This window comes from Paenibacillus sp. GYB003, from assembly GCF_036577625.1.
Taxonomy (GTDB): Bacteria; Bacillota; Bacilli; order Paenibacillales; family NBRC-103111; genus Paenibacillus_AB.
Genome location: NZ_JARBDC010000080.1, coordinates 20,184 through 44,716 on the forward strand (window position 1 = coordinate 20,184; position 24,533 = coordinate 44,716).

Here is a 24,533-nt window from a genome sequence, read left to right on the forward strand (position 1 = left end):
ATGACCCGCTCGGGAAAGGGGGGGATGAGATGGGAGTCGCGAAGCTGGCCGGGCTGCGGATGACGGCGGACGCGGAATCGTACGTCGACGCTCTGCATGCGGTATTGTCCCATAAAGGATGGACGTCGCTGTCGAAGCCGATGCTTTCCGGCATGACCGCGTTCGCGTTCCGGTTCGTCGTCGATCGCCGGCTGACGGCGGAAGCGGCGACCGCATACAACTGGATGGCCGAGCATTTCGTGGCGGCCGATCTGATCGGCGTCGTCACGTCCCAGCAAGCCGGCTTCCGGTTCGACGCGACGTTTCCGCTGTATCGCGAGCACGCCGTCCCGGCGATCAAGGCATCGATCGATCGCGGCGTCGGCGCGATCGCATGGAAGGACGCGTTCGTCGTCGTCACGGGCTACGATGACGAGAAGGCGCTGCTGTATTGCAGCGACGGCAAAGCCGACGAAGACGGCGCGATCCCGTACGCGTCGTTCGGACGGAACGAGTCGCCGTACTGGTATTACCAGATCGCCGAGGACATCATCGAGCTGGACGACCGGGAAGTCGTCAAGGAATCGTGGATGCAGGCGGTCGCCAAATGGGAGTCGCACGACCCGATGCTCCCGGAAGCGGAATACGCGTGCGGCAAAAACGCCTACGACGCCGCGATCGCCGCGCTTGGCAGCGGGCAATGCGATCCGGGCGGCGCGCGCGAGCTGCTGCGCCGCTATGCGGCCGCCAAGCGGCAAATCGCCCTGTACGCCGCCGCCGTTCGCGACGATTGGGCGGAGTGCGGCGCGATCGCCGAAGCGTACGCCGAAGCGGCGGCGCTGTTTCAGGCGATGACGGAGGCGGACGGGCGCGCGCCTCGCTTGATCCGGCTGCTCGAGAAGGCGAGGCGGGCGGAGGAGCGGGCGATCGCGGCGATCCGCTCGCTGCTGCGGGAGTCGATCGGCAACCGGTTCGGCGATACCGGCTTGAGGTGAGCGGAGCGCGAAGCAGCCTCTCGCCTCGCGCCGCGCGCGTACGGTATGCCGCCGGGCTCGGCCCAATAGCGGACGTTCGGGACTTCTGTTATCGGCGGATCGGCCGTTTTAACGATCGAGCGACTTTCTTACCCGACTTTTAAAGAACGTTAAGGAAAAGTTAAAGATTCCTTCCCTTTCGTTTAAACGTTGTCCCCTACACTGGAAGACGACAACGCAAGAAAGGAACGGAATCGATATGCGCAAGACAGCCGGTAACCCGGGGACCCCGCAAGGCGGGGGGAAAAAGCTTCGAAAGGCCCGCATCGCTTTGCGGGGGTGTTTGGGCATCGCCTTCGTCATCCTCCTGATCGCGGCGGCGAACGGGGAAAAGCTCGTCACGACGGCGAAAAACGTCTTCGCTTCGCGCGCGGGCGGGGGCGCGCCGGGCATCGCGCTTCAGGCCGACCGGGCGATCGTCATCGATGCGGCCACGGGAGACGTCTTGTTCGCCAAAAACGACCGGAAGCGGGCGTATCCGGCCAGCACGACGAAAATATTGACCGCCTTGATCGCCCTGGAGCAAGGCAGGCCGGACGAGCTCGTGACGATCGGGGCGGAGGCGAATCCCGAAGATCCGGAGGAAAGCCGCGCCGGCCTGCGGCAAGGACAGCGCATCAAGCTGTACGATCTCGTCGAGGCGGCGCTGCTTCCGTCCGGCAACGACGCGGCGCGCTCGATCGCCGTCCATTTCGGGCGCAAGGCGGCCGGCGATCCGCGGCTCGATATCGCGGAGGCGCAGCGCCGGTTCGCGGGGCTGATGAACGAGCGGGCGAAAAAAGCGGGAGCGTCCGACTCCCATTTCGTCACGGCGAGCGGCCTGCACGACCCGCGGCATTACACGACGGCGCGGGATATGGCCGTCATCGCCAGGGCGGCGATGGACAACAAGCTGTTCCGCCAGGCGGTGCAGGCGACCGACTACGCCGCGACCGTGGCGAACGGCTCCGGAGGGGCGGCGAAGCTGCCGCTCGCCAATACGAATCAGCTGCTGCAGCCGGGAAGCGCCAACTATTTCGAAGGAGCGACCGGCATCAAAACCGGGTTTACCGACGAGGCCGGCTATTGCCTCGTGTCGTCCGCCGCGTCGGCGGGGAAGCGGGTCATCGCGGTCGTGCTGCATTCCACGTCCAAGGACGTATACCCCGATGCGCGAAAGCTGCTGGAATACGGACTGGGCGAAGCGAACGGAGCGGCGAAGCATTGACGGCCGGCCGAGCGGCGTGTACGGCCGAAGCGGCCCGTAAAACCGAAACGGCCGAAAGCGGGTTTCCACCCGGCTTTCGGCCGTTTGCCGTCCGTCCTATTCGCTTTCGCTCCGGCGCTCTTACTTGCGGCGGACGGCCGTGCGCCTTACGCGCGGGGAAAGCGGTTTTCGCGCGCGAGCGCGCGACTCGGCTTTCTTTTTCCGATGCTGGTCGTACAGCCACAGCGCGTATTCGAGCGGTCGGGATATCGCATTGTCGTACGTCTCCTTCTCGCCGATGCGCGCGAACACTTCGCGGGCCGGCTTCGGGTTCACTTCGAGCAGCCACGGATGACCGTCCGGATCGACGGCGATGTCGATGCCGAGCTCGCACAGCGGGCCGAAATGATTTTCGATCGCCACGGCCGTATGCCGGCCGAGATCGTACACTTCCTTGCGGATCGATTCGGCGCGCTCCTCGGAATCGAACCGGCGGTTCAGCAGGTCGGCCATCGGCACCGCCCGTCCGCCGCCGTGCAGGTTCGACGTTATGCTTTGCCGCGGTCCGATCCGGCCGGCGCAGCCGGTAATGTCCCATTCGCCGCCGCCGTTTTTTTGGATGAGCAGCCGAAAATCGTTCACGCGCCCGTCCGGCAGCTTGTTGAGAATGCCTTGCTGCACCAAATAGCGGTCCTTCAAATTCCAGCCGGCCAGCGTGGAAGCGAGCCGGCCTTCGGACACGAGCTTCGGCGCGATGATGCGGCGGTTCCATTGTCTGCCCTGGACGAGCAGACGGCCGCCGCGCTTTCGCTCGATGCGCAATATGCCGCGCCCGCCGGTGCCGTTGATCGGCTTCAAGTAGACGAGCGGATGACGCTGCAAGGAGTCGAGCAGGACGGCGTGATCGGTATATACCCGCGTCTCCGGCAGATAAGGCCGGACGAGCGGAGACGCCGTCAGCAACTGGTGCATGCCCCATTTATGCGTAATCGGACTGTTCAAAAAAATGAGGCGCGACTGCTCGGCGTCGCGAAACCGGCGAAACCGGCGGTACGGCTCCGTCTCCTTGTAGCGGCACCTGTCGTAGACGAGGTTCGGAAACGGCTTCCATTCCCGCACCCATTTGTTCGCGGACGCGTCGTAGACGTAAGCGAAAATGCGCCTGCTCCCCGCATGCACATGTTCGGGCGTAAAGACGAACGTCCGCAATCCGAGCTGATTCCCCCTCGCGATCAGCTTGCGAAAGTAGCTGCGTTCCTCCTTGTCGTGAATGTCGATCGTTGCGATGCCAAGCGTCGGCCCAGCCGCCATGCGGATCACCTGCTTTTACGAATAGGTTACGAGTTCGGATTGCCGGCCGGCATGCCGCCCGTCTTCGCCTGATTCGTCCGGATTAAATAAAGCGAATACTGCACGATGCGCTCGAGCGACTTTTTGCGGATTTGCGGCTCGTCGAATTTCATCGGCTTCGAGTTCGCTTCGAAAAACCAGATGCCGCCGTGGACATCGACGCCCATATCCATCGACATTTCGCCGAGCATATGGCCCGATTTTTTCTCGACCTGTCTCGCGATGGCCAGCGCCGCCTTGCGCGCCCTGCCCAATATGCGCTTCGTGCCTTCCGGACCGAAGGCGGCGGCGAGCAGCTTCTCCGGATCGTCGATCGAGCCGCCGCGCGGCACGTGCGTCGTAATGCTCATTTTGCCGGCGAGCCGCGCTCCGATGCCGGTTACGTCCCACTCGCCCTTATAGTTTTTTTGCACGAGCAGGCGCAAATCGAACGGCCGCTTCTTGTATTTGACGATCGAGATGCCCTGCTGGGCGATATATTCCTCGCGGCCGATCTCCTCCTTGATTTTCGCCCACAGCTGCGAAAACTTCGGATATTTGTAAACGACGCTGCCCTTCGTTTCCTGGACGCTCAAGGCGTATTCCGTCTTCCGGTCCAGCTTGCCGACGTATCGCTCCGCCTTCATGATGCCTTTGCCGGCTTTGCCGCTGATCGGCTTCATATAGACGGACGGGTACAGCTTCAGCAAGCTTTCGAGCTCGTGGCTCGCCGTCAGCTTGCGCGTCGCCGGAATGTAGCGCGCCGTCGTCTTCGCCTTGTTGAGCCATTCGAACAGCGACCATTTGTTGAAAAAGGTCGGGTTGAAAATGCGCACCTGCGGCTGCCTCAAGATCGCCTGCAGCGTTCGCTGCACCTCGGGATCCGCTTCGTCCTCGCGCTGCGGAATCCGGTTGTACAGCACGCGCGGAATGCCGATGATTTGCTGCGACCACTGCTTCGACGCCGAATCGTACGTGTAGCCGATTATTTTTTTGTGCCCCGGCTTCAAATCTTTGACCGTGACGACGCATACGGAGACGCCCATCTCGGCGCCGGTCCGGATCAAATCGATGAAGTTGCTGCGGTTGCCGCGGAACAGCTCCGCCGGATCGTCCATCGTCAATATGCCGAGCAGCGGCCGATGAAGGGGGAGCGTTGAGGAGAATTCCATCTCAAGATTCCCTCCTCGATTTGAACTTGCTCAAATGCAGACAATGCTCGTAAATGAGGGCGAGCGACGTTTTCCCCTGCGACTTCAGCGACGGATGCTTGAAGATCGACCGGCCCGGCTTGGAATTCGCCTCGAACATCCACACCTGCTCGTTCTGGTCGATCCCGATGTCGAAGCCGAGCTCGCCGAGCAGATGCCGGCTGTTTTTCTCGATCGATTCGGCCAGCTTGATCGCCGTCTGCTTCGAGTTTTGCAAAATCGCGTCGGCTTTGCTGCCGAACACGCGGTCGAGCACCTGCTCCGGGGTCATCACCTGGCCGCCGTTTTTCACGTGCGTCGTGACGCTTCCTTTGCCGGCTTTCTTCGCGCCGATTCCGGCGACGACCCATTCGTTATGGCCGTTTTTGTGCAGATGGAACCGGAAGTCGATCGGGCAGCTGTCGATTTCGATCAGCCGTATCCCTTGCTGGACGACGTAATTGCGCAGCCGTCCGCTTCGCGCGTTGAGCAAATTCATCAAGCCGGAAAAATGCTGAAACCGGTACAGCACGTTTTTGCCGTTTCGCCGAAAACGGACGAAATAGCCGCGCTTCGGATGGTAGGTGACCCGGTAGATGCCGATGCCGAGGCTGCCGCCCGTCGGCTTCAAATAGACGAAGCGGTGCTTCTCCAGCATGTCGCGCACGCGCTCCGGCGTCGGGTTCAGATGCGATTCGGGCACGTGCTTGAACGCTTCCTTGTCTCCGTCCAGCAAATTGTACACGTCCGATTTGTCGAAGAAGCTCCAGTTGAACAGCGGGATGCCGCGGCGGACGAACCGTTCCTTGAAATGCTCGACCGACGACGTTTTCTCCGCCTTTCGGCTCGACAACCGGTTGTAGACGACGTCGGGCAGCGGCACCGTTTTGCGCGTCCATCCGCCCTCCGACATGAAATAGCCGACGACGGTGTTCGCGGTCCAGTCCACGTCCGAAGGCACGAAGGCGAATACGAACGACTTTTTGTGACCCGGACGCATATAATCCCGGATCAGCCCGGAGCGCGAGCCGAACGGCCGGGACAGGTTCGAGGAAGATCCGTTCGTCAATATGCCGATCAGCGGCCCGAGCTGGATTTCTTTCGCTCCGTTCGATAAGGCCATGCATGTTCCGCTTCGCGGCACTTGCAGCTGGTTTTTGACGGGGAGCGGAATGTACAGATGGTTGCCGGTTTTTTTTACGACTTTGAGCGAAGCGTTCGCCGTCTTGCTTCCCAGCTTGAGCGTCACCTGTTTCGTCCCCGTCAGCGCAAGCGACTTCATCAGGGCGGAGCTGGCGTACACCGTCTTGTCGCCCCGCGCCGCGAAATGGATAGTACACGTTGTCAAACTCATGAGTTACCCTCCTAAAAGGTTGCGAGAAGCGCTATATGGCGTCGGAAGCGTCATGAATGGCGTCCGTGCTTTTCATCGAGCCCGGCGGCGCGGCATACGGCCCGCGCGTATCGAGCAAATATTTGGCGTATAACAGCGGGTTGACGATCGCGTCCCGGCTCGCCTGCTTGTCGGGAAGCGCCGCGAACGAAGAACGGCCCGGCTTCGAGTTCGCCTCGAGCACCCACACGCGGCCTTCCGCATCGACGCCGATATCGACGCCCAGCTCCGCCAGCCGGCCGTGATGCGTCTCGAGCACCTCGGGCACGCGCAGCGCAATGTCGCGCACGGTTTGCAGGATGTCCGCCGCCGCCTTGCCGTACAGCTTTCGAAGGAACGGCTCCGCTTCCTCGGCGTGGCCGCCGCCGTGCAGATTGGACGTGACGCTGCCGGGGGCGCCTTGCCTGACGGCGATTCCCGTCAGCGACCAGCGGCCCTTGCCGTTTTTTTGCACGAGCGCGCGGATGTCGAACGCCGTCCCGTCATCGGCCGTAAGACGCAAAAAGCGCTGGATCAAATATTTGCGCCCGGCCGTAAATTTGGCCGTCCATTCCAGCAGCTTCGGCAGCGAGCGGAAGCTGTACCGGACTTGTTCGTTCCGATACGTCCGGCCGATGGCGACGTAGCCCCTCGGCGATGCGGCGATGTGCAGCACGCCTCTGCCGTGGCTGCCGCCGTGCGGCTTCAGAAACAGCTCGCCTTCTTCTTCCAGCCATCGCTCGATATCGTCCGCGCCTTCCAGCAGCTCGGTTTTCGGAATATGCGGGCGCAGCCGCTCGTCGCGCATCAGCATTTGGTGAACGTTCCACTTCCCTTTGAGCCCGTAGCCGAGAAAGCGGACGCCGGGAGTGTTCGCCAGACGAAGGAGCGGCTTCCGGAAAGCGGCGAACGATTGCGGAGTCGAATAAAAGCATCGGTCGTACACGGCGTCCGGCAGCGGAAACCATTTTTTTTGCCACCGGCCCGCAGTCGCCGAGTAGGCGTATCCGACGACGCGCTCTCGCTGCCAATCGATCCGGTGCGGGGAGAAGACGAAGACGGTCAGTCCGAGCTTCTCGCCGACCGAAGACAGACGGCGAAAAAATTGTTTTTCGGGTATGGGCGGCTCTCCGGGCACGGGGCAAACCATGACGCCGACCGTCCGCGCGGACGCCCGCGCTCTGTTCGTATTCATCGGCTTCACCTTCGTTAAAATCCGGCCAAATACCGGGCGTACAGCACCGTTTGCTTGACGGAAGGGCGGGTTCCGCCTTCGGCGAGCGGCGTGCCGTCGTTTTTGGACGGCTTCGAATTGACCTCGAGCAGCCATACTTTGCCGTTCGAGTCGACGGCGAGGTCGACGCCGAGCTCTCCGAAATGGCCTTTGACCTGCGTTTCGATCCCTTTGGCGATATCGAGCGCCGCCTTGCGCAAATGCGCGGAGGCGCTTCGCTGCTGCTGCTGGGACAAATTCGTTTTGCCGAGCGCTTCCTTCACCCGGCTGAGCGTTCCGCCGCGCGCCAAATTCGAGACGAAGTGGTTGCTTCCGGCGATGCGCGCCACGATCGAGGTGACGCCCCAGACGCCTCCGCTGCCGCGCTGCACGAGCGCGCGGAAATCGACCGGTCGGCCGCCGGTCTCGATCAAATGGAGACCTTGCTGAATCTGGTATTTACGCTGCTTCAGCTTGCCGGAGATGGACGAGAACAACGCCTCGAGGCTCGGAAACGTTTGGCGGACCGTCCCGTTCAGGCTCGTCGTCTGGCACGCGTAGGACTGGCCGCCCGCGCGGCTGATCCGGATGATGCCTTTGCCGAGGCTGCCGGTGATCGGCTTCAGGAAGACGACCGGATACCGGGCCGCCATCGATTTGAGCATCTGGTAATTTTTGAACAAGTGCGATTCGGGCAAATACTTCACCAGGGAGGCGTCCTGTTTGAGCGCCTCGAACACGTCCGTCTTATCCAAATATTTTTCGTTGAAAACGGTCGTTCCGTGGCGGGAGCGCGCTTCTCTCATAAAATGCTGAACGCTGGGCGTGTTTTCGAGCTTTCGCGTCGTAAGCCGGTTGTACACGACGTCCGGAACCGGAAAATCGGTTTTATGCCAGTAGCGGCCGACGAGCGTCCACCCTTTGACGGTCGAATGGCCGGAAGGGATATCGTCCACGGTGAAAAAATAGACGAAAGCGCCGAGCGACCGGCACGTATCCACCAGCTCTTTGCAAAACGCGGTGTTGGTGCCGAAAGGTCTCTCGGGCGAACTGGCGTATACGCGGCTCATCATGACGCCGATCAGCGGGCCGATCGTCAGCGTTCGGCTGCTCGATTTGTACCGCACGCCGACGACGGCGCCGTGATGGAGACCGAGCTTGTCGGCAAGCGATTCGCCGATGCGGAGGCCGTCGAGATGAGAGGCGGAGACGACCTTCACCTGATGCCTTGCCGTGCCGAATTGAAGCGTGATCGCCGCGCCGGTCGGAATTTTGTTCAAGCGGACCGCGCGTTCCCCGAGTACCACGGTTTGATCCTGGAGCAGGCCGCCCATGCCTTGCACATGGATTGTCATTTTCGTACTGGTCATGGTGTGTCTCCTTTAGAAGCGCCATCCTGCGATTTTCGGTTATTTCCCAAAGACTACTCCCATCATATGAGGACATATATCCAGTGGTGATTGACTGGACGGCTTATCGGAGAACGGATTTGCCGAATCGGCTTTCTTTTTTTGCGGCGGATGCAAGGTTGTCCGCCGCGGGGCGGCGCGGGGACGGAAAGCGCGGGGATACGGGAAAAAAAGGGCGCAGGGAACGTGCCGGAAAGGATCGGATTGACGGAACGAAGGAGCGGACAGGGAAGGCGGGGAGGGAGAACGGAACGCGAAAAACGGAGCGGGTGCCGGTCGGCGGAATCGCTGCGGGAATGCGGGGCTGCGGGCGGCACGCCGCCGCTAACGGTTCATTTTGCGGTACTGCAGGGGGGAAGCGGCAGTCAGTCTTTTGAACGTTTTATGAAAATGGGCGAGATTGTCGAATCCGACCTCTTCGGCGATGGTCGACACTTTGAGGCTCGTATCGCGCAGCAGCTTTTGCGCCTCCATAATGCGAACGGCGGCCACGTAGTCGACGAACGACAGCCCCGTCACCGTTTTGAACAGGCGGCTGATGTAATACGGGCTTGCGGAAAACCGTTCGGAGAGCATGCCGAGCGTCAACCGTTCCGCGTAATGCCGGGTGATGTACCGCACCGCTTCGATCACCTTCGGGTGCGTCGCGCCGCACTCCTTGGACGGCTGCGACTGCCGCCTCTCGCTGACGCGAATCGCGAACGCGAGCAGCTCCGTAAGCAGCGCCTCGATGCAGTGCATGTAGTTCCGCCGCCGGTCGCGGTATTCCTCGATCATTTTGCGCAGCAGCTCCTGCACGTACGCCTGCTCGTGAATTTGCAGGGAAAGCACGGGCGAGCCGCAGTGAAACGGGGATAACGGGTCCCCGAGCAGCTCGGGTCTGGCGAGCAAATTCGTTTTGAAATAGACGAGCACCCTTTCCCGCTCCAGCCGCGCGGTCGATGTCGCCTTGTGCAGGACGTACGGCTCGATGAACAATAAGTCGCCCTTGCCGATCCGATACATTTTGTCTTTGATAAAATAGTTTTTCTCGCCCCCGACCGAATAGTAAATTTCGTAATGGTCGTGAAAATGGGCTTCTTTCATATGGTGGTTGGAGGCGAATTTGTTATGCGCGATCGCGAACGATTCCCCCGTGCGGATCAAGGGGTCGTCAAAGCCCGGCATATCCGGCATGGGCGTCCCTCCTTTGCTGCTTTCATTATACCAGCGCGGGCGGCCGGTCCGGGAGGTTCGTCGCAAGATTTGCAACTTTTTCGGAAGCCGGCGCAAAATACGACAAGATGTGGAAGCGGTTTCAAGCTATACTAAGTCCATGGTAGCGCTACCGAAAACGTGATCGCAAGGGGGACATTCCGATGGGGAACCGAACCGGGAAGATTGCGATGCTGCTTGCCGCGGGGGCGGCCGTCTGGACCGGCTGCGGGGGCGGGGAGCCGCCGCCGGCGTCCGGGGAAGGGCAAGCCGTCCCGGCCGAGTCGGCGAAGCCCGTCACTTTGACGATGCTGGACGGAAACGGGCTCAGCGACGCCGATTTCGAGGTGATGTTCGTGAAGCCGATCCGAACGAAATATCCGCATATTACCGTGAAGCGGACATCGACGACGAATATCGCCAATCTGATCGCGGCGGGCGAAACGCCGGACCTCATTACGACCCATAACGGAAATTTCGGTCCGTACCAAGAACTGAACCTGATGTACGACATGTCGGAGCTCGCCAGGCTGAACAAGCTGGATACGTCCCGCTTCGATCCCGTCGTCATGCAAGCGATGGCCGTCACCGGCCCGGCCGCCCTCAACGCGATTCCGTACGCGCTCAACTTCAGCGCCTTGTTTTACAACAAAGATTTGTTCGACTCGTTCGGCGTCGCCTATCCGAAGGACGGCATGACGTGGGACGAGGCGATCGAGCTCGGAAAACGGATGACCCGCAAGCTCGGCGACGTGCAGATTCGCGGACTCGATCCGTATGCGGTAACGCGGTTTCAGCGCATTTTGGGCAACACGTTTTACGATCCGAAAACGAACAAGTCGACGCTGAATACGCCGGAATGGAAATCGATTTTCGAGCTGTCCAAAACGATCCTTTCGATCCCGGGCAACGAATGGACGGAAGCCGAGCTGAAAAACGCGATCAGCCCGGAAACGAACTTTTACGGCAGCCGCATCTCCGCGATTTACGGCGGCAACAACATGATTTTCAGGCTGGCGGAGCCGACACGCAGCGGGCTGAACTGGGACGTGGCGCAATATCCGAGCCTGCCGGCCAGGCCGAACGTCTACAACGACATCGACGCCCATCTGACCTTCATCACGAGCACGAGCAAGCATAAGGAAGAGGCCATGAAGGTGCTCGTCGAGCTTGTGTCGGACGAAACGCAGATGGAGCTGGCGAGAAAGACGGCGCGGAAATCGCCTTTGGCCGACAAACGGTTCGAGGCCGCCTTCGCCGCCGATCTCGAGTACGCCAAAGGGAAAAACATAACCGGCATGTTCAAAAGCAAAATGATCAACTCGCCGGTCCGGCCGAAATATACGACGCAGGCGACCAATTTCGTTAAAGAGGCGTTTTACGACTACTACAGGGGGAAAGACGTCAACACCGCCTTGAGGGAAGCGGACGACAAGCTGAATCAATTTTTGGCGGCCGAAGCTTCGAAATAAGCCGCGATTCGCTTTTTTGCCGCAACGAACTTAACTTTCCGCATCGTTGGACGGAAAGACCGGGAAGGAAGGGGTATGGATGAAAGCGGACTGGTCCCGAGGCGTTTGGACCGCGGAACCGATCGAAAGCAAGGCGACCGTTCGGCTGACCGTCGCGTCGGATTGGCTGCCTTTGCGCGGTTTTGAAGTCGGGCGCGGCGGCGATGCCCTGGCGGCTTTCGGCGATGTGCCGCCTTTGCTGCGAAGCAGCGATCTGAATATCGTGAACGTGGAAACGACGCTCGGCCCGTCGGGGGAGCCGATCCCGAAGGCGGGACCGAATTTCCGCGCGGACGAAGACGCCGTGCGGGCGTTGATCGAGGCGCCGTTCCATGTCGCCTGCATGGCGAACAACCATATTATGGATTACGGTCCCGACAGCCTGCGGCGCACGCTGGACGTGCTGCGGGGAGCGGGGCTTCGGACGGTGGGCGCGGGCATGACCGGCGAGGAGGCGGCCGAACCGCTTCGCCTTGAGATCGGCGGCGTCTCCGTCGCCGTCGTCAATTGCGGGGAAGGCGAAGCCTGCTGTTCGATGGACGGCGGCCCGGGCGCGCACGGATTTCATCTTCCGGCGATCGCCGCGCAAATCCGCGAGCTGAAGGCGCGGGCGGACCATGTGCTCGTCATTTTTCACGGGGGCCGGGAATATGCGCCCATGCCTCCGGTCTACGTGACGAACGGCCTGCGGGAACTGGCCGAAGCCGGCGCGTCGGCGGTCGTCGCCCATCACCCGCATGTGCCGCAAGGACTCGAGCTGCACGGCGGCGTGCCGATCGTGTACAGCCAGGGCAATTTCGTGTTTTGGCAGGAGGAAGACTCGTTTTACCGGCATACCGGCTATATGGTCCATCTGGAGCTTTCGAAGGATCGGGTGGCGGGATTGGAAATCAGCCCGTACTTGATCGAGCGAAACGGCCTGACGCTGATGAGCGGAGCGATGAAGGCCGGCTTTTTGCAGGCGCTGCGCACCGTATCGGAGCTTTTGGCGGACCCGGACGCGGTGCGGGCGGTTTGGAACGCGTTCGTCGACACGGTCGGTTTGGCCGGGATGTCGCGCAGCTTGGAGGCGATTTTGGCCGGGATGGCGGGGAACACCGCGACGAGCGCGGCCAGACTGCACAATTTGTTTTTCACGCCGGCTCATCGGGAGCTGTTTATGAACGGTCTGAAACGGGCTTCGCGCGGGGAACTCGGCGATTCGCCCGAGTGGGCGAGGACGCTCGTGGGCCATTGGCAAACATGCGGCTGCGAGGAAGGTAAGCGGCTCTGCCTGCAGTACGGCGCCGCGGGCGGCAGCTATTTGACCGGGCTGCTGCGGCGGACGCGACAATGACGGCGGCGGATACGGAGGAGGGTTCCGGAGCATGTATTTGAACAAGGAAGCGTACTTGTCGAACCTGGCCCGTTCGGGCGGCAGAACGTTCGATTACCGCAAAGCGGCGGAGAGCGGCGGCTGGGCCGACTGGCGGCGGGAATTTCGCCTGAAGCTGCGCGAGCTGCTGGGCATGCGGCATATCGAGGCGCCGGCGGACCTGCGCCCGGCATGCGAGGAAACGGAAGAGCTGGACGCGTATACGTTGGAAAAATGGCATATCGCGACGGAGCCGGGCATCGTCATTCCTTTCTATTTGCTGCTCCCCCGCGGCAAGCCGGGGCCTTTTCCGCTTGTGATCGCCCCGCACGGCCACGGCCGGAGAGGGAAGGAAGTGTACGTCGGGCGGTTCGCGGACGACCGGGAACGAAGCGAGGCGCTGGAGGGCGATCGCGATATCGCCCTGCAGGCCGTCGGCGCGGGATACGCGGTGATCGCCCCGGACGTGCGCGGCTTTTGGGAAATGGCCGCGGAGGAAGATATGGCGCGCGGAAAAGCGAACTCCTGCGAGACGCTGCAGCGCAGCGCCCTCATGTACGGGCGCACGCTGATCGGGGAGCGGGTGCACGATATGGGCCGGCTCATCGATTACGCGGCCACGCGCGGCGAGATCGACGTATCGCGCATCGCCATTACCGGCAATTCGGGAGGCGGCACCGTCTCTTTGTTTACGGCCGCGCTCGACGAACGCGTCGGCGTCGCCGTGCCCGGATCGTACTTTTGCACGTTCGAGCGTTCGATCGTCCCGATCCATCATTGCCCCTGCAATATCGTGCCGGGCATGCTGCAGCTCGGCGAAATGTACGACGTGGCCGGTCTGATCGCCCCGAGGCCGATTCTCGTCGTCCACGGCCGCGACGATGCCATCTATCCGATCGAAGGGACGCGCGAGGCGTTCGACCATCTCCGGAACGTGTACCGGAGCATGGGAGCCGAAGACCGCTGCGAGCTGTACGTCGGGCAAGGCGGGCACCGCTATTACAAGGAGCGGGTATGGGATTTCGTGGGCAAGCATTTGGGTTGATCGGGCTTTAGAGATGCGCAGCGCAGCGAAAAATCCTCCTTCGCATTCGGCGAGAGAGGATTTTTTTGCGTGCACAGCGGTCCGCTTCCGGCCCCTCGGCCGCGGCCGTAAGACGGCGAAGCTACCAGTTCAGCTGCGGATCGTCCAGATCGAGCTCGACCGTCTTGTCTTTGCCCGGCAGCCTGACGCGAATCGTATTGCCCGCTTCATTGACCGCGACCACCTTCACTTGTCCGTACGACGATTGAATCAAGGCGCCGACCTTGGGCAGCGCTTCGCTCGACCGCTCGTAGTTGTCGTGCTCGAACCGCAAGCAGCACATCAGCTTGCCGCACAGGCCGGAAATTTTCGCGGGATTGAGCGACAGCTTCTGGTCTTTGGCCATTTTGATCGATACCGGCTCGAGCTCGCCCAAAAAGGTGGAGCAGCAGAGCGTCCGGCCGCACGGTCCGAGACCGCCGATCATCCGGGCTTCGTCGCGAACCCCGATTTGCCGCAGCTCGACGCGCGTCCGAAAAATGCCGACGAGCACTTTCACCAATTCGCGAAAGTCGATCCGGCCGTCGGCCGTGAAATAGAAAAAAATTTTGCTTCGATCGAACGTCCACTCCGCGTCGATCAGCTTCATTTTCAGCGCCCTGAACTTGTCCGTGTTCGCGGCCAGGGCGAGCCGGGCGTCCTCCCTGTTCGACTCCACGATTCGAAAATCGTTCCCGTCGGCGATCCGAACGACCGGCTTGAGCGGCAGGACGACTTCCTCCTCGCGAACGAACCGTTTGCCGATGACGACTTTGCCGAACTCCAGACCGCGCGCCGTATCGACGATGACGTGCTGCTCCGGTTCGATCTGCAGGTCGCCGGGGTCGAAATAAAATATTTTGCCCGCCTTCTTGAAACGCACGCCGACGATGCAAAACACCGATATCCCTCCTCTGTCCGAACGAAAACGAACGATCTATAGTGAACCGGACGGCGGCCGCAGGGCTGAATCCAGTATATGGAATATATTCCATTCGAACACTGGTTTTCCTGCCGCCCGCGCGAACAAATACGCAAGGTTACACGCGATGCGTTTTCCGGTAAAGGGAAGGCGTCGTATGCTCGTATTTGACGAACACCCGGTTCAGGTAAAAGCCGTTTTGGTAGCCGCAGCATTCCGATATTTGCTCGATCGTCATTTTCGTTTCGAGCAGCAGCATTTTGGCTTTGCTGAGCCGAAGCGACGTCAGGTAGCGGAGCGGCGTCACCCCGAACGAGGCGCTGAATTTTTTGGTCAGCTGCACCGGGGTAATGCCGAGCTCGGAGGCGATCTGCTTCAAGTTCAGCGCCGAAAACGCGTACTGCTGGATGAGCCGCTGCGCTTCCTGCATGAGCGGGTCGCGCTCCCGGTCGGATTCGATTTCCGCGGGCAAAATTCCTTCTTCGAGCCCGTCGCAGTACAGCAGCCAAATGTCCTGGCAGTAATGGTTGTATTGGGGCAGCCGAACCGCCAGCGGCCAGGAGCGCCATTTTTTCATGATCGCGTAATTTTGCGCGAGCCGCGCCGTGTCGAGAACGCTGATTTTGCCGACGGGAAGCAGCTCTTCGTCTTTCGGCGCGCCGGTCTGCTGCGTGTCCGCCCAGATCAGCTCGAAAAAATAAAACGTCAGCGGCGTATTGACGACCCGGCGAAACGGGGTGTCCGGCGGGCAAAGCACGAGATCGCCGAACGTCGCCGACCCTTTTTTGTCGCCGATTTCGTAATAGAACGAGCCGGATTCGACGGCGAACATGACCCACACCTGATAAACGTCTTCGTACAGCAAAAACTTCTGCTTGTTTTCCCAATAAATCGAAAACTCGACTTGCGGCAAAAAGCCGGACAGCAGCGGTTTGAGCATCCGGTACGCCTCCATCCCCGTCCCAGAAATTTTGGATAGATCGCATTTCAAAAATGTGCATGTTCAAAGATAAGCGCTTTATTTACCATTAAGTATATCACAGAAATAACAGATAGATCGGACATCGGCATCGCCTGCATGCCGGCTCCGGTTCGAGCGAGAGGAGGGAAGCGGGCATCCGGCTGCGGATCGCCGGCGGCCGGCGGCATTTCCGGCCTGCGAGGCCGGGAAGGCAGGAACGAAGCGGGCGCGAAGTGGCGCGCAGGAAAGCGCTTGACCCGGAGCGCGACTCGGTCGTTCCGGTTACGTGAAAGCGCTTACCGAAAGACGGATTCCGGAAGCGTGAAAAACGTTTCGAGCGACGGTCGGCAAGCTTTGCATGTGATCATCCATTCATCAACTATTCGGGGGGACTTGCCATGCTTTACAAACGCATCATGCCGGCGGCAGCGCTGGCGGTCATGGTCGCCGCGACGGCCGCATGCGGCGGAGGCTCGGGTCAGGGAGGCGGACAGCAGAACCAGGGCGGCGAAGCGAAGAAAGAAGCTCCGCCGGAGCCGGTAACGATCGAGCTTTTGGCCGGCTGGAAAATTACGGACGAAGATTTGGATCAAATTTTTTACAAGCCGCTGGCGGCCAAATACCCGCACATCAAGCTGAACATTACGACGGCGACTTCGACCAACAACATTACGACGATGGTCGCGGCGGGCACCGTTCCCGACATGGTCATCATGGGGACGGCCAACTTTCAGCAGTTGCTGGACCTCGGCGTCGCGCTCGACTTGAATGAGCAAATCAAGCTGCAAAATTTCGATATGAACCGGCTCGATCCGGTCATCGTGCAGACGATCAAGGCGTTCGGCAAAAAGGGCGAAATTTTCGCCATGCCTTACGGCCTGAACTACGACGCGTTATATTACAACAAATCGTTGTTCGACCGGTTCGCGGTCGCCTACCCGACGGACGGCATGACGTGGGACGCCGTAATCGAGCTCGGCAAAAAAGTGACGCGTACCGACGGGGGCGTCCAATACCGGGGGCTCGCCTCGAGCAACCTCGTCCGGATCGCTTCCCCGCTCGCCTTGAACCGCTTCGATTCGTCGGGCAAAGCCGCGATCAATACGGAAGGGTTCAAAAAGGCGTACCAAATTTACCAGTCGATCGTTTCGATTCCCGGCAACACGAACGAGAAGAAGAACAGCGACGAGCTCAACGCCTTCCTCTACGACAAGACGATTTCCATGTACCCGTTTATCGGGTTGTTCCACCGGATGGCGGAAGCGGCGAAGGGCGGCTTGGACTGGGATTTGGTCACCTACCCGGTGTTCCCCGACAAGCCCGGCGTCTACGGCGAGGCGGACGCCTATTACTTGTTCGTCACGCCGAGCAGCAAGCACCAGAAAGAGGCGTTCCAGGTCATTTCCGCCGTCCTGTCGAAAGAAGCGCAGCTCGCCTCCTCCAAAAAGGGCAGCGTCGTCACGCCGCTTGTCGACAAAGAGGTCCGGGACAGCTTCGGCAAAGAGTCGGAAGTGCTGAAAGGGAAAAACGTGCAGGCGATTTTCAAAAACCGTCCGGTCCCGATTCACAGCAATCCTTCGAAATACGACGCCATCGCCGATGCGCAGCTGAATTCCGGCGCGCTGCAGCTGTTCGGAAACGCCAAGGACATCAACACGATCATCCGGGAAACGGAAGAGGCGATCAACAAGAAAGTGGCGGAGCAGGCGGGCAAGTAATCATTTGCGAAGCGGGGCGTTGCGGCCGGGGACGGGAACCCGTTCACCGGAGCCGGAACGCTCCTCCTTTTCACGGGAGGACAAGAACGGTCATAATCGGCCGGGTTGTCTCATAGGATGAATGTAAGTTCATTCCAAGGAGAGATCGCCGTGAAAGAATGGAAAAGCGTCGCGTACATGAGCCTCGCGCTGGGCATGCTCATTTACGCCGTTCCCCGGCTCGACATCGGGCGCGGGTGGACGCCGGAAACCGTTTTCGGCATCGTCTGGATCGGTTTCGCGCTGCTTGTCGTCGCCGCGCACCTGCATCATATTTTGGGCGTGGACGAAGAAACGAAGAAGGAGCTGGCGCGCGTACGCAAGTACGGCAAGGCGCAGCGGCAGCAGTGGCTGAACGGCAAATTGCGGATGCTCGACGCGAAGAAGTAATTTTCTTTCTCGTCTTGCCGTAAAAAAAGAAAAGCTCCGTCAAAACGGAGCGGCAAAATCGACGACAGCGCAAGCTGTCTTTTATTTTGTTTCATGTCGGCGTCCGGCGCGTTCGCTAGCGGGCGGCCGTCGCCCTGCGCGATGCGGCGTCGGCGGCGCGTCGCGCCGACCTCGGCAGCGCCGCGGATTCGGCCATGCTTTTCATCGCGAACCGGCTGCACGTCCCGATTCCGGCCGTCTCGACGCCTTCCGGCGACGAGCGGAAGCACAAGCCGTTCAGCATGTCGTGGCTCGCTTGAAAATGCGTACAGTTGTAGCAGCTCGATTTCAACTGCGGCGAAATGGATTTGTAACTCATCGCGGACAACCCCAAAAGCGGACTTCCCTGTCGGAAAGCGAGCTTCGGGTCGTCGATCCGGAATGCCGCCGCGACGACAAGATGCTCCTCATGCGTTCGTTTCCTCCTGGACATACGGGGTGAGTAGTCGATTTCGGGTGTATTTCCAGAATAAAGCATATTTGCGAATAATGACAGTTCAATTCGGCAGTCGGAATTTTTGTTTACAAATCGTTACAAATGTGGTATAAAGCTTTCCCGCCGCCTTCCGTTGTTGCGGCCGAACCGCTCGAATACTATAATAGGGTGTAATACAGAAGAGTACAGTTTATGCGAAGCGGGGTATAACAGAATGGACGAGCTGCTGCAAGAGGCGGTCACGAAGCACGAGCAAATTTTGAAATATATCGAAACGCTGCCGATCGGCACGAAAATATCGGTGCGCAAAATCGCCAAAGAGATGGACGTAAGCGAAGGCACCGCGTATCGCGCCATCAAGGAGGCGGAAAACCAAGGGCTCGTCAGCACGAGGGAGCGGATCGGCACGGTGCGCGTGGAGAAAAAGCCGCGCGCGAACATCGACAGGCTGACGTTCGAGGAAGTGGTCAACATCGTGGACGGCCAAGTGCTCGGCGGAGCCGAAGGGCTCGGGAAAACGCTCGGCAAATTCGTCATCGGCGCGATGCAGCTGGAAGCGATGGCCCGCTATATCGAGCCGGGCAGCCTGCTCATCGTCGGGAACCGCTACCAGGTGCACCGGTACGCTCTCGAGCACGGATCGGCCGTGCTCATTACAGGCGGCTTCGGCACGAACGACGACGTGAAGCGATTCGCCGACGAATCGGGACTTCCGATCATTTCGACGAGCTACGATACGTTTACCGTCGCATCGCTGATCAACCGCGCCATTTACGACCGGCTGATCAAGAAAAAAATAACGCTCGTCGAAGACATTTTGTCCCCGCAGCTGCCTCCGCGCGCCTTGAAAGGCAGCAGCACCGTGTCCGATTGGGAGAGGCTGGTCGAGGAAACGGGCCACAGCCGGTTCGCCGTCGTCGACGAATGGAACCGGGTCATCGGCATGATCGCCTCGAAAGACGTGCTCGGCGCCCCGAAGGAGCAGACGATGGACAAGCTGATGACGCGCAATCCGCTGACCGTCGTTCCGCAGACGTCGGTTACGTCCGCGGCGCATATGATGGTATGGGAAGGCATCGAGCTGCTGCCGGTCGTCGATTCGAAAGGAAAGCTGCTGTCGGTCATCAGCCGGCAGGACGTGCTCAAGGCGCTGCAGGTCATCCAGAAGCAGCCGCAAATCGGGGAAACGTTCGAAGACCTGATCGTCGCCGGCTTCGAGGAGGTGCGGGAGGAGGGCGGCCAGCTGTCGTACCGGGGCGTCATAACGCCGCAGATGACGGGCCGGCTCGGGACCGTGTCCGAAGGCGTGCTGACGACGCTGATGACGCAGTGCGCGTACCGCTCGCTGAAGACGCAAAAAAAGGGCGACTTCGTCCTCGAAAACTTCGCCGCCTACTTCTTGCGTCCGCTTCAGTTGGAAAGCCAGATCGAAATTCGTCCGCGGATCATCGAGCTGAGCCGCAAATACGGGAAAGTCGACGTCGAAATTTACCACGGCGTCTCGCTCGTGTGCAAGGCGATGCTCGCCGCCCAGGCGATCGATTGAGCGCCGGACCGGATCGGACCGGCGTCATTCCTTGATCCGGTCGTACAGGCCGTAATTGCGGATGCCGGCAAACAGGTTGAACAAGCCGAGCAGCAGCATGACGAGGCCGACGATGACCCGCACCGTCGAGCCGGAAAACAGAAACAGCTGAATGATCGAAATCGAGACGAGCATGATCCCCATGCTCATATTCATTTTGGCGGCGTCCATTCCCCGGGCTTTGCGCGACAGCTGTCTCCGGTAACGGAAGCTGAAAAACACCGAGCCGAACAACGAACAGGCGAAAACGATGAGAAGGGCTCCATGAAGCCACTGCATGATGACGAAACTCCTTTGCCGCCGGCCTTCAGGCCGTATTTCTTTAACTTTATCCGTTTTATCCTCAAAAATCAACGGAACCGGAACATGTCCGCCGCCCCGGAGGCGACCGCTTTAATGTAGACGATCAGCTCCGTCTGAACGACGGCGACGCTCGTCGCCTCGACCTTGAAGCTGTGCTCCTTGACCGTATACTGGTTGGACACGACGCCCTGCAGCTTGCGGATTTCCGAATCGCGGTCCTCCTCCTCGCCCGAGGTGAACAGCGACAGGCTGTGTCCCTCGTAGACGGGCTCGAGCTTGGCCAGCACCTGCTTTTTCAATTCCTGCTGGATGGCGGGATCGAGCGGCGCGGCGGAGACGGTTTCGTAGCGCACCGTTATTTTTTTCACGACCGACTGGCTGTTGCGGAACTTTTTCAAGTTTTGAATTTCTTTCCTCATATTTTCGTTTTCGTCCAGCAGCACCGAATTGCGCTCGACCAGCAGGCTGAAGCTCGTTTGGTGCATGCTCATGTAGACGGCGCTGCCGATTATCATGCCGGACAAAAAAAGGCCGATGCCGGGCAGCCATCGGGCAAACAAATGCGGCGAGGGCGCCCTCAAGATTCGACACTCCCCTGGCAAATCCATTTGACGAGCACGGTGCCGATATGGGCGCCGGCGAAAGCGCTCACGAAGTACATGATCTGGCGGAAGGCGGGCGACAGATGGCCTTCCAAAAAGTTCGTCTCGATGACGCGGAGCGGGTCGATCGTTCCGCCCACGGCGGCTACCATCGCCCATATTTTGATGCGGCCGGCGATGTCGAGCATTTTATAGGCGGGCGCCTGCAGCGTCAGCACCGAGCCGATTCCGGCAAGCATGCACGCGCCCAGCACGATGCCGAAGGCGACGAAAAAATCGATCGCCAAATTGGTCATAAATTCCTTTAGCGTTACACTCATCGGCGGGCTCACTCCTTATTCCGACGATTGCGTCTTTCGGCTTCCCGTTCGGCCCTTTCGGCCGCCGGGCTTGGCCTAAGCGGGTTTACACTATTGTATGGGAATTCCCCCCGCGAATATGCTACAATAAAGAAGCGAACAAAATGCGAACAGCGGGAGGGTCATGCATTGAACGGGTTTGTGCACTTGCACGTACATAGCGAATACAGTTTGCTCGACGGGGCTTCCCCGATCGGGGAGCTTGCGCGGCGGGCGGCCCGGCTCGGGATGCCGGCCCTCGCGCTTACCGACCACGGGGTCATGTACGGAGCGATCCCGTTTTACAAGGCGTGCGTCGAGCACGGCGTGAAGCCGATCATCGGCTGCGAAGTGTACGTGGCGACGGGATCGAGGCTGACGAAGGCGTCCCGTCAAGACCAGCCGACGCACCATCTCATTTTGCTGGCCAAAAACGAGACCGGCTACCGCAACCTGATGCGGCTGTGCTCGGACGCTCACCTGAACGGGTTTCATTATAAGCCGCGAACCGATCTGGAGCAGCTCGCGCTGCACGCCGAAGGGCTCGTCTGCCTCAGCTCCTGTCTCGGCAGCGAAATTTCGCAGCATTTGCTGCACGACCGCCACGAGGAGGCGAAGGCGGCGGCGCTCCGGTTCCGCGGCATGTTCGGCGACGATTTTTATTTGGAAATCCAGGACCACGGGCTTCTCGAGCAAAAGAAAGTAATGCAGGACATGATCGCGCTGTCCCGCGAAACCGGCATTCCGCTCGTCGCGACGAACGACGTCCATTACGTGAACGCGGAAGACCACGTCATGCAGGACGTCCTGATCTGCATCGGCACCGGCAAGACGCTGGACGACCCGGACCGGCTCAAATTCCATACGGAGCAAATGTATTTGAAAAGTCCGCAGGAGATGGAGCGGCTGTTCCGGCATGCGCCCGAAGCGCTCGAAAACACGCTTCGCGTCGCCGACAAGTGCCGGCTCGAGCTCGAGTTCGGCAAGTCGATCTTGCCCGAATACCGTCCGATTCCGGAAGGGCTCGGCGCGGGGACGTATTTGCGGCAGCTGTGCGAGGAAGGCTTGAAGGCGCGCTATGCCGGGCTGCCGGAATGGAACGACCCGGAGTACCGGTCGAAGCTGGAGGACCGGCTGCGCTACGAGCTCGACGTCATCGGCAATATGGGGTATTCGGACTACTTTTTGATCGTATGGGATTTTATCCGGTACGCCCACGAGCAGGGCATCGTCACCGGTCCCGGGCGCGGCTCGTCGGCGGGCAGCCTGGTCGCTTACGTGCTGCGCATTACCGACGTCGATCCGATCAAGTACGGGCTTCTGTTCGAACGGTTTCTCAATCCGGAGCGGGTCAGCATGCCCGACATCGATATCGACTTCAGCGACGAGCGGCGGGACGAGGTGATCGATTACGTCACCCGCAAATACGGCCGGGAGCACGTGGCCCAAATCATTACGTTCGGAACGATGGCGGCGAAGGCCGCCGTGCGCGACGTCGGGCGTGTGATGAATTTGCCGTATCACGAGGTCGACCGGGCGGCGAAGGCGATTCCGCATCAGCTCGGCATTACGATCGAGGACGCGCTGAAGCTCAGTCCGGAGCTGAAGGAGCTGTGCGCCAAGCACGAAGGGACGGCCCGGCTCGTCGATATGGCGAGGAAGGTCGAAGGGCTCCCCCGGCACGCCTCGACGCACGCGGCCGGCGTCGTCATTTCGCGGGAGCCGCTCACCGACCACGTTCCGCTTCAGGAAGGGACGGGCGGCGTCCCTTTGACGCAATATCCGATGGAAGATCTGGAAGCGATCGGCTTGCTCAAAATGGATTTTCTCGGCCTGCGCTATTTGTCGATCATCGAGCGGACGCTGAAATGGGTTCGCGAGCAGCTCGGCGAAACGGTCGATTTTCACGCCGTTTCGTACGAAGATCCGCAAACGTTCGCGCTGCTCGGCCGGGGGGATACGACCGGCGTATTCCAGCTCGAGTCGCCTCCCATGCGGCGCGTGCTCAAGGAGCTGAAGCCGTCGACGTTCGAGGATATCATTTCGGTCGTGGCGCTGTACCGTCCGGGACCGATGGATTTCATTCCGAAATTTATTCAGGCGAAGCACGGGCGCGTCGAGATCGAATACCCGCATCCGTCGCTCGAGCCCGTCCTTCGCGACACGTACGGCATTATCGTCTACCAGGAGCAAATCATGCAGATCGCCTCGCGCATGGCCGGCTTCCGGCTCGGCGAAGCGGATTCGCTGCGGCGCGCGGTCAGCAAGAAGAAGCGCGAGGTGCTGGACGAGCAGCGCGCCCATTTCGTGGCGGGCAGCCTGCGGCAGGGCTACTCGCAGGCGGAAGCCGACAACGTGTACGACATGATCGTCCGCTTCGCGGATTACGGGTTTCCGCGCGCCCACGCGACGGCCTACGCCGTGCTTGCGTTCCAGACGGCGTATTTGAAGGCGCATTACCCGGTTCCGTTCATGGCGTCGATGCTCGCGTCCGTCATGGGCAGCCACCGCAAGGTCGCCGAATACGTGGACGAATGCCGCAAAATGGGCATCGACGTGCTGCCTCCGGACGTGAACAAAAGCGGCATCCCGTTTACGCCGGACGGCGGAGCGATCCGTTTCGGGCTCGGCGCGATCAAAAACGTCGGCACGCATGCGATGGAATCGATTATCGGCGAGCGCGAAAAAGGGCCTTACGCCAACCTGCTCGACTTTTGCCGCAGAGTCGACCTGCGCGTATGCAACAAGCGGGTGATCGAATCGCTCGTGCAGGGCGGGGCGCTCGACTCGCTGCCCGGCCACCGGGCGCAGCATATCGCCGTGCTCGACGAGACGGTGGAGGCGGCGCAAAAGTGGAAGAAGGAGCGCGAAGATTTGCAGCTTCACCTGTTCGGCTTCACGGAGGAGACGAACTGGACGATCGATTTGCCGGAGGTGCGGCCGTATACGCAAATGCAGCAGCTCGAGTTCGAGCGCGAGCTGCTCGGGCTGTACTTGTCGGGCCACCCGCTCGACGTTTACGAGAAGCTGATCGAGGAAATCGACGCGGACGCGATCCACGAGCTGCCCGACTACCCGGACAACGCGGACGTGGTCGTTCCCGGCATGGTGCTGTCGAGCAAGCCGATTTTGACCAAAAAAGGGCTGCCGATGGGGTTTATCGAGCTGGAAAACCGGATCGCCAAGGTGGAGGTCGTCCTGTTTCCGGAGGTGTGGAAGCTGGCGTCCCCGCTCGCGCAAAAAGGGAGCGCGCTGCTTATCCGGGCGCGCCTCCAGCACCACGACGAGGACGTCAAGCTGATCGCCGACCGCGTGCTGGCGCTGGGCGCGCCGGACGCCGCCGAGCAGGCCCGCGCTCTGCGCAGG

General features: G+C 60.5%; 21 protein-coding genes. 9 read left to right on the plus strand and 12 right to left on the minus strand.

Going from position 1 to position 24,533, the window contains the following annotated elements; genetic code table 11:
• Positions 1-29: 29 nt before the first annotated feature.
• Positions 30-974 (plus strand): hypothetical protein, encoded by a 945-nt coding sequence (locus PV407_RS25520; RefSeq protein ID WP_332092823.1) that lies wholly within the window; start codon positions 30-32, stop codon positions 972-974.
• Positions 975-1,212: 238 nt separating this feature from the next.
• Positions 1,213-2,220: a D-alanyl-D-alanine carboxypeptidase family protein gene (locus tag PV407_RS25525; protein ID WP_332092824.1), complete on the plus strand. Its 1,008-nt coding sequence runs from the start codon at positions 1,213-1,215 to the stop codon at positions 2,218-2,220.
• 120 nt (positions 2,221-2,340) lie between these two features.
• On the opposite strand, the gene PV407_RS25530 is transcribed toward PV407_RS25525, so the two are convergent.
• From PV407_RS25530 to PV407_RS25555, 6 genes are all read right to left on the minus strand, one after another.
• Positions 2,341-3,510, minus strand: a complete 1,170-nt coding sequence (locus PV407_RS25530) for a YheC/YheD family endospore coat-associated protein (RefSeq protein WP_332092825.1) — start codon at positions 3,508-3,510, stop codon at positions 2,341-2,343.
• 26 nt (positions 3,511-3,536) lie between these two features.
• Entirely contained in the window at positions 3,537-4,700 is a 1,164-nt protein-coding gene (locus tag PV407_RS25535; RefSeq protein WP_332092826.1) for a YheC/YheD family endospore coat-associated protein, read from the minus strand.
• A 1-nt stretch (position 4,701) separates the two neighbouring features.
• On the minus strand, positions 4,702-6,072 hold the full coding sequence (locus PV407_RS25540) for a YheC/YheD family endospore coat-associated protein (protein ID WP_332092827.1): 1,371 nt from the start codon (positions 6,070-6,072) through the stop codon (positions 4,702-4,704).
• A gap of 31 nt (positions 6,073-6,103) precedes the next feature.
• A complete protein-coding gene (locus PV407_RS25545) occupies positions 6,104-7,285 on the minus strand; it encodes a YheC/YheD family endospore coat-associated protein (RefSeq protein WP_332092828.1) in 1,182 nt (393 codons plus the stop codon).
• Between the two features lie 14 nt (positions 7,286-7,299).
• Entirely contained in the window at positions 7,300-8,673 is a 1,374-nt protein-coding gene (locus PV407_RS25550) for a YheC/YheD family endospore coat-associated protein (protein WP_332092829.1), read from the minus strand.
• Between the two features lie 363 nt (positions 8,674-9,036).
• On the minus strand, positions 9,037-9,888 hold the full coding sequence (locus tag PV407_RS25555) for an AraC family transcriptional regulator (RefSeq protein WP_332092830.1): 852 nt from the start codon (positions 9,886-9,888) through the stop codon (positions 9,037-9,039).
• Between the two features lie 182 nt (positions 9,889-10,070).
• On the opposite strand from PV407_RS25555, the gene PV407_RS25560 reads away from it, so the two are divergent.
• From PV407_RS25560 to PV407_RS25570, 3 genes are all read left to right on the plus strand, one after another.
• Entirely contained in the window at positions 10,071-11,378 is a 1,308-nt protein-coding gene (locus tag PV407_RS25560; protein ID WP_332092831.1) for an ABC transporter substrate-binding protein, read from the plus strand.
• A gap of 79 nt (positions 11,379-11,457) precedes the next feature.
• The gene (locus PV407_RS25565) at positions 11,458-12,753 is read left to right on the plus strand and encodes a CapA family protein (protein ID WP_332092832.1); all 1,296 of its coding nucleotides are present in this window, start codon (positions 11,458-11,460) and stop codon (positions 12,751-12,753) included.
• A gap of 31 nt (positions 12,754-12,784) precedes the next feature.
• Positions 12,785-13,816, plus strand: a complete 1,032-nt coding sequence (locus PV407_RS25570) for an alpha/beta hydrolase family protein (protein WP_332092833.1) — start codon at positions 12,785-12,787, stop codon at positions 13,814-13,816.
• A gap of 121 nt (positions 13,817-13,937) precedes the next feature.
• Here the strand turns inward: PV407_RS25570 and PV407_RS25575 are convergent, their stop codons facing one another.
• Positions 13,938-14,735 carry a PSP1 domain-containing protein gene (locus PV407_RS25575; protein ID WP_332092834.1) on the minus strand — a complete coding sequence of 266 codons (798 nt, stop codon included), beginning with the start codon at positions 14,733-14,735 and terminating at the stop codon, positions 13,938-13,940.
• A 139-nt stretch (positions 14,736-14,874) separates the two neighbouring features.
• The gene (locus tag PV407_RS25580; protein WP_332092835.1) at positions 14,875-15,696 is read right to left on the minus strand and encodes a helix-turn-helix domain-containing protein; all 822 of its coding nucleotides are present in this window, start codon (positions 15,694-15,696) and stop codon (positions 14,875-14,877) included.
• 419 nt (positions 15,697-16,115) lie between these two features.
• Here PV407_RS25580 and PV407_RS25585 point away from each other — a divergent pair, with 419 nt between their 5' ends.
• Positions 16,116-17,435, plus strand: coding sequence for an ABC transporter substrate-binding protein (locus tag PV407_RS25585; RefSeq protein WP_332092836.1), 1,320 nt, complete (start codon positions 16,116-16,118; stop codon positions 17,433-17,435).
• Positions 17,436-17,585: 150 nt separating this feature from the next.
• On the plus strand, positions 17,586-17,864 hold the full coding sequence (locus tag PV407_RS25590; RefSeq protein WP_332092837.1) for a hypothetical protein: 279 nt from the start codon (positions 17,586-17,588) through the stop codon (positions 17,862-17,864).
• A 115-nt stretch (positions 17,865-17,979) separates the two neighbouring features.
• On the opposite strand, the gene PV407_RS25595 is transcribed toward PV407_RS25590, so the two are convergent.
• Positions 17,980-18,222, minus strand: coding sequence for a hypothetical protein (locus PV407_RS25595; protein WP_332092838.1), 243 nt, complete (start codon positions 18,220-18,222; stop codon positions 17,980-17,982).
• A 331-nt stretch (positions 18,223-18,553) separates the two neighbouring features.
• Here PV407_RS25595 and PV407_RS25600 point away from each other — a divergent pair, with 331 nt between their 5' ends.
• On the plus strand, positions 18,554-19,885 hold the full coding sequence (locus PV407_RS25600) for a DRTGG domain-containing protein (protein WP_332092839.1): 1,332 nt from the start codon (positions 18,554-18,556) through the stop codon (positions 19,883-19,885).
• A gap of 24 nt (positions 19,886-19,909) precedes the next feature.
• On the opposite strand, the gene PV407_RS25605 is transcribed toward PV407_RS25600, so the two are convergent.
• From PV407_RS25605 to PV407_RS25615, 3 genes are all read right to left on the minus strand, one after another.
• The gene (locus tag PV407_RS25605) at positions 19,910-20,203 is read right to left on the minus strand and encodes a YtpI family protein (RefSeq protein WP_332092840.1); all 294 of its coding nucleotides are present in this window, start codon (positions 20,201-20,203) and stop codon (positions 19,910-19,912) included.
• A 71-nt stretch (positions 20,204-20,274) separates the two neighbouring features.
• Positions 20,275-20,808: a hypothetical protein gene (locus tag PV407_RS25610; RefSeq protein ID WP_332092841.1), complete on the minus strand. Its 534-nt coding sequence runs from the start codon at positions 20,806-20,808 to the stop codon at positions 20,275-20,277.
• Complete coding sequence (locus PV407_RS25615; protein ID WP_332092842.1) at positions 20,805-21,149, minus strand: YtrH family sporulation protein; 345 nt, start codon at positions 21,147-21,149, stop codon at positions 20,805-20,807. Before PV407_RS25615 ends, PV407_RS25610 begins: the two co-directional genes overlap by 4 nt.
• Before the next feature lie 168 nt (positions 21,150-21,317).
• Between PV407_RS25615 and PV407_RS25620 the strand changes: the two genes are divergently transcribed.
• The coding region (locus PV407_RS25620) for a DNA polymerase III subunit alpha (RefSeq protein ID WP_332092843.1) at positions 21,318-24,533 on the plus strand (3,216 nt) is incomplete at its 3' end.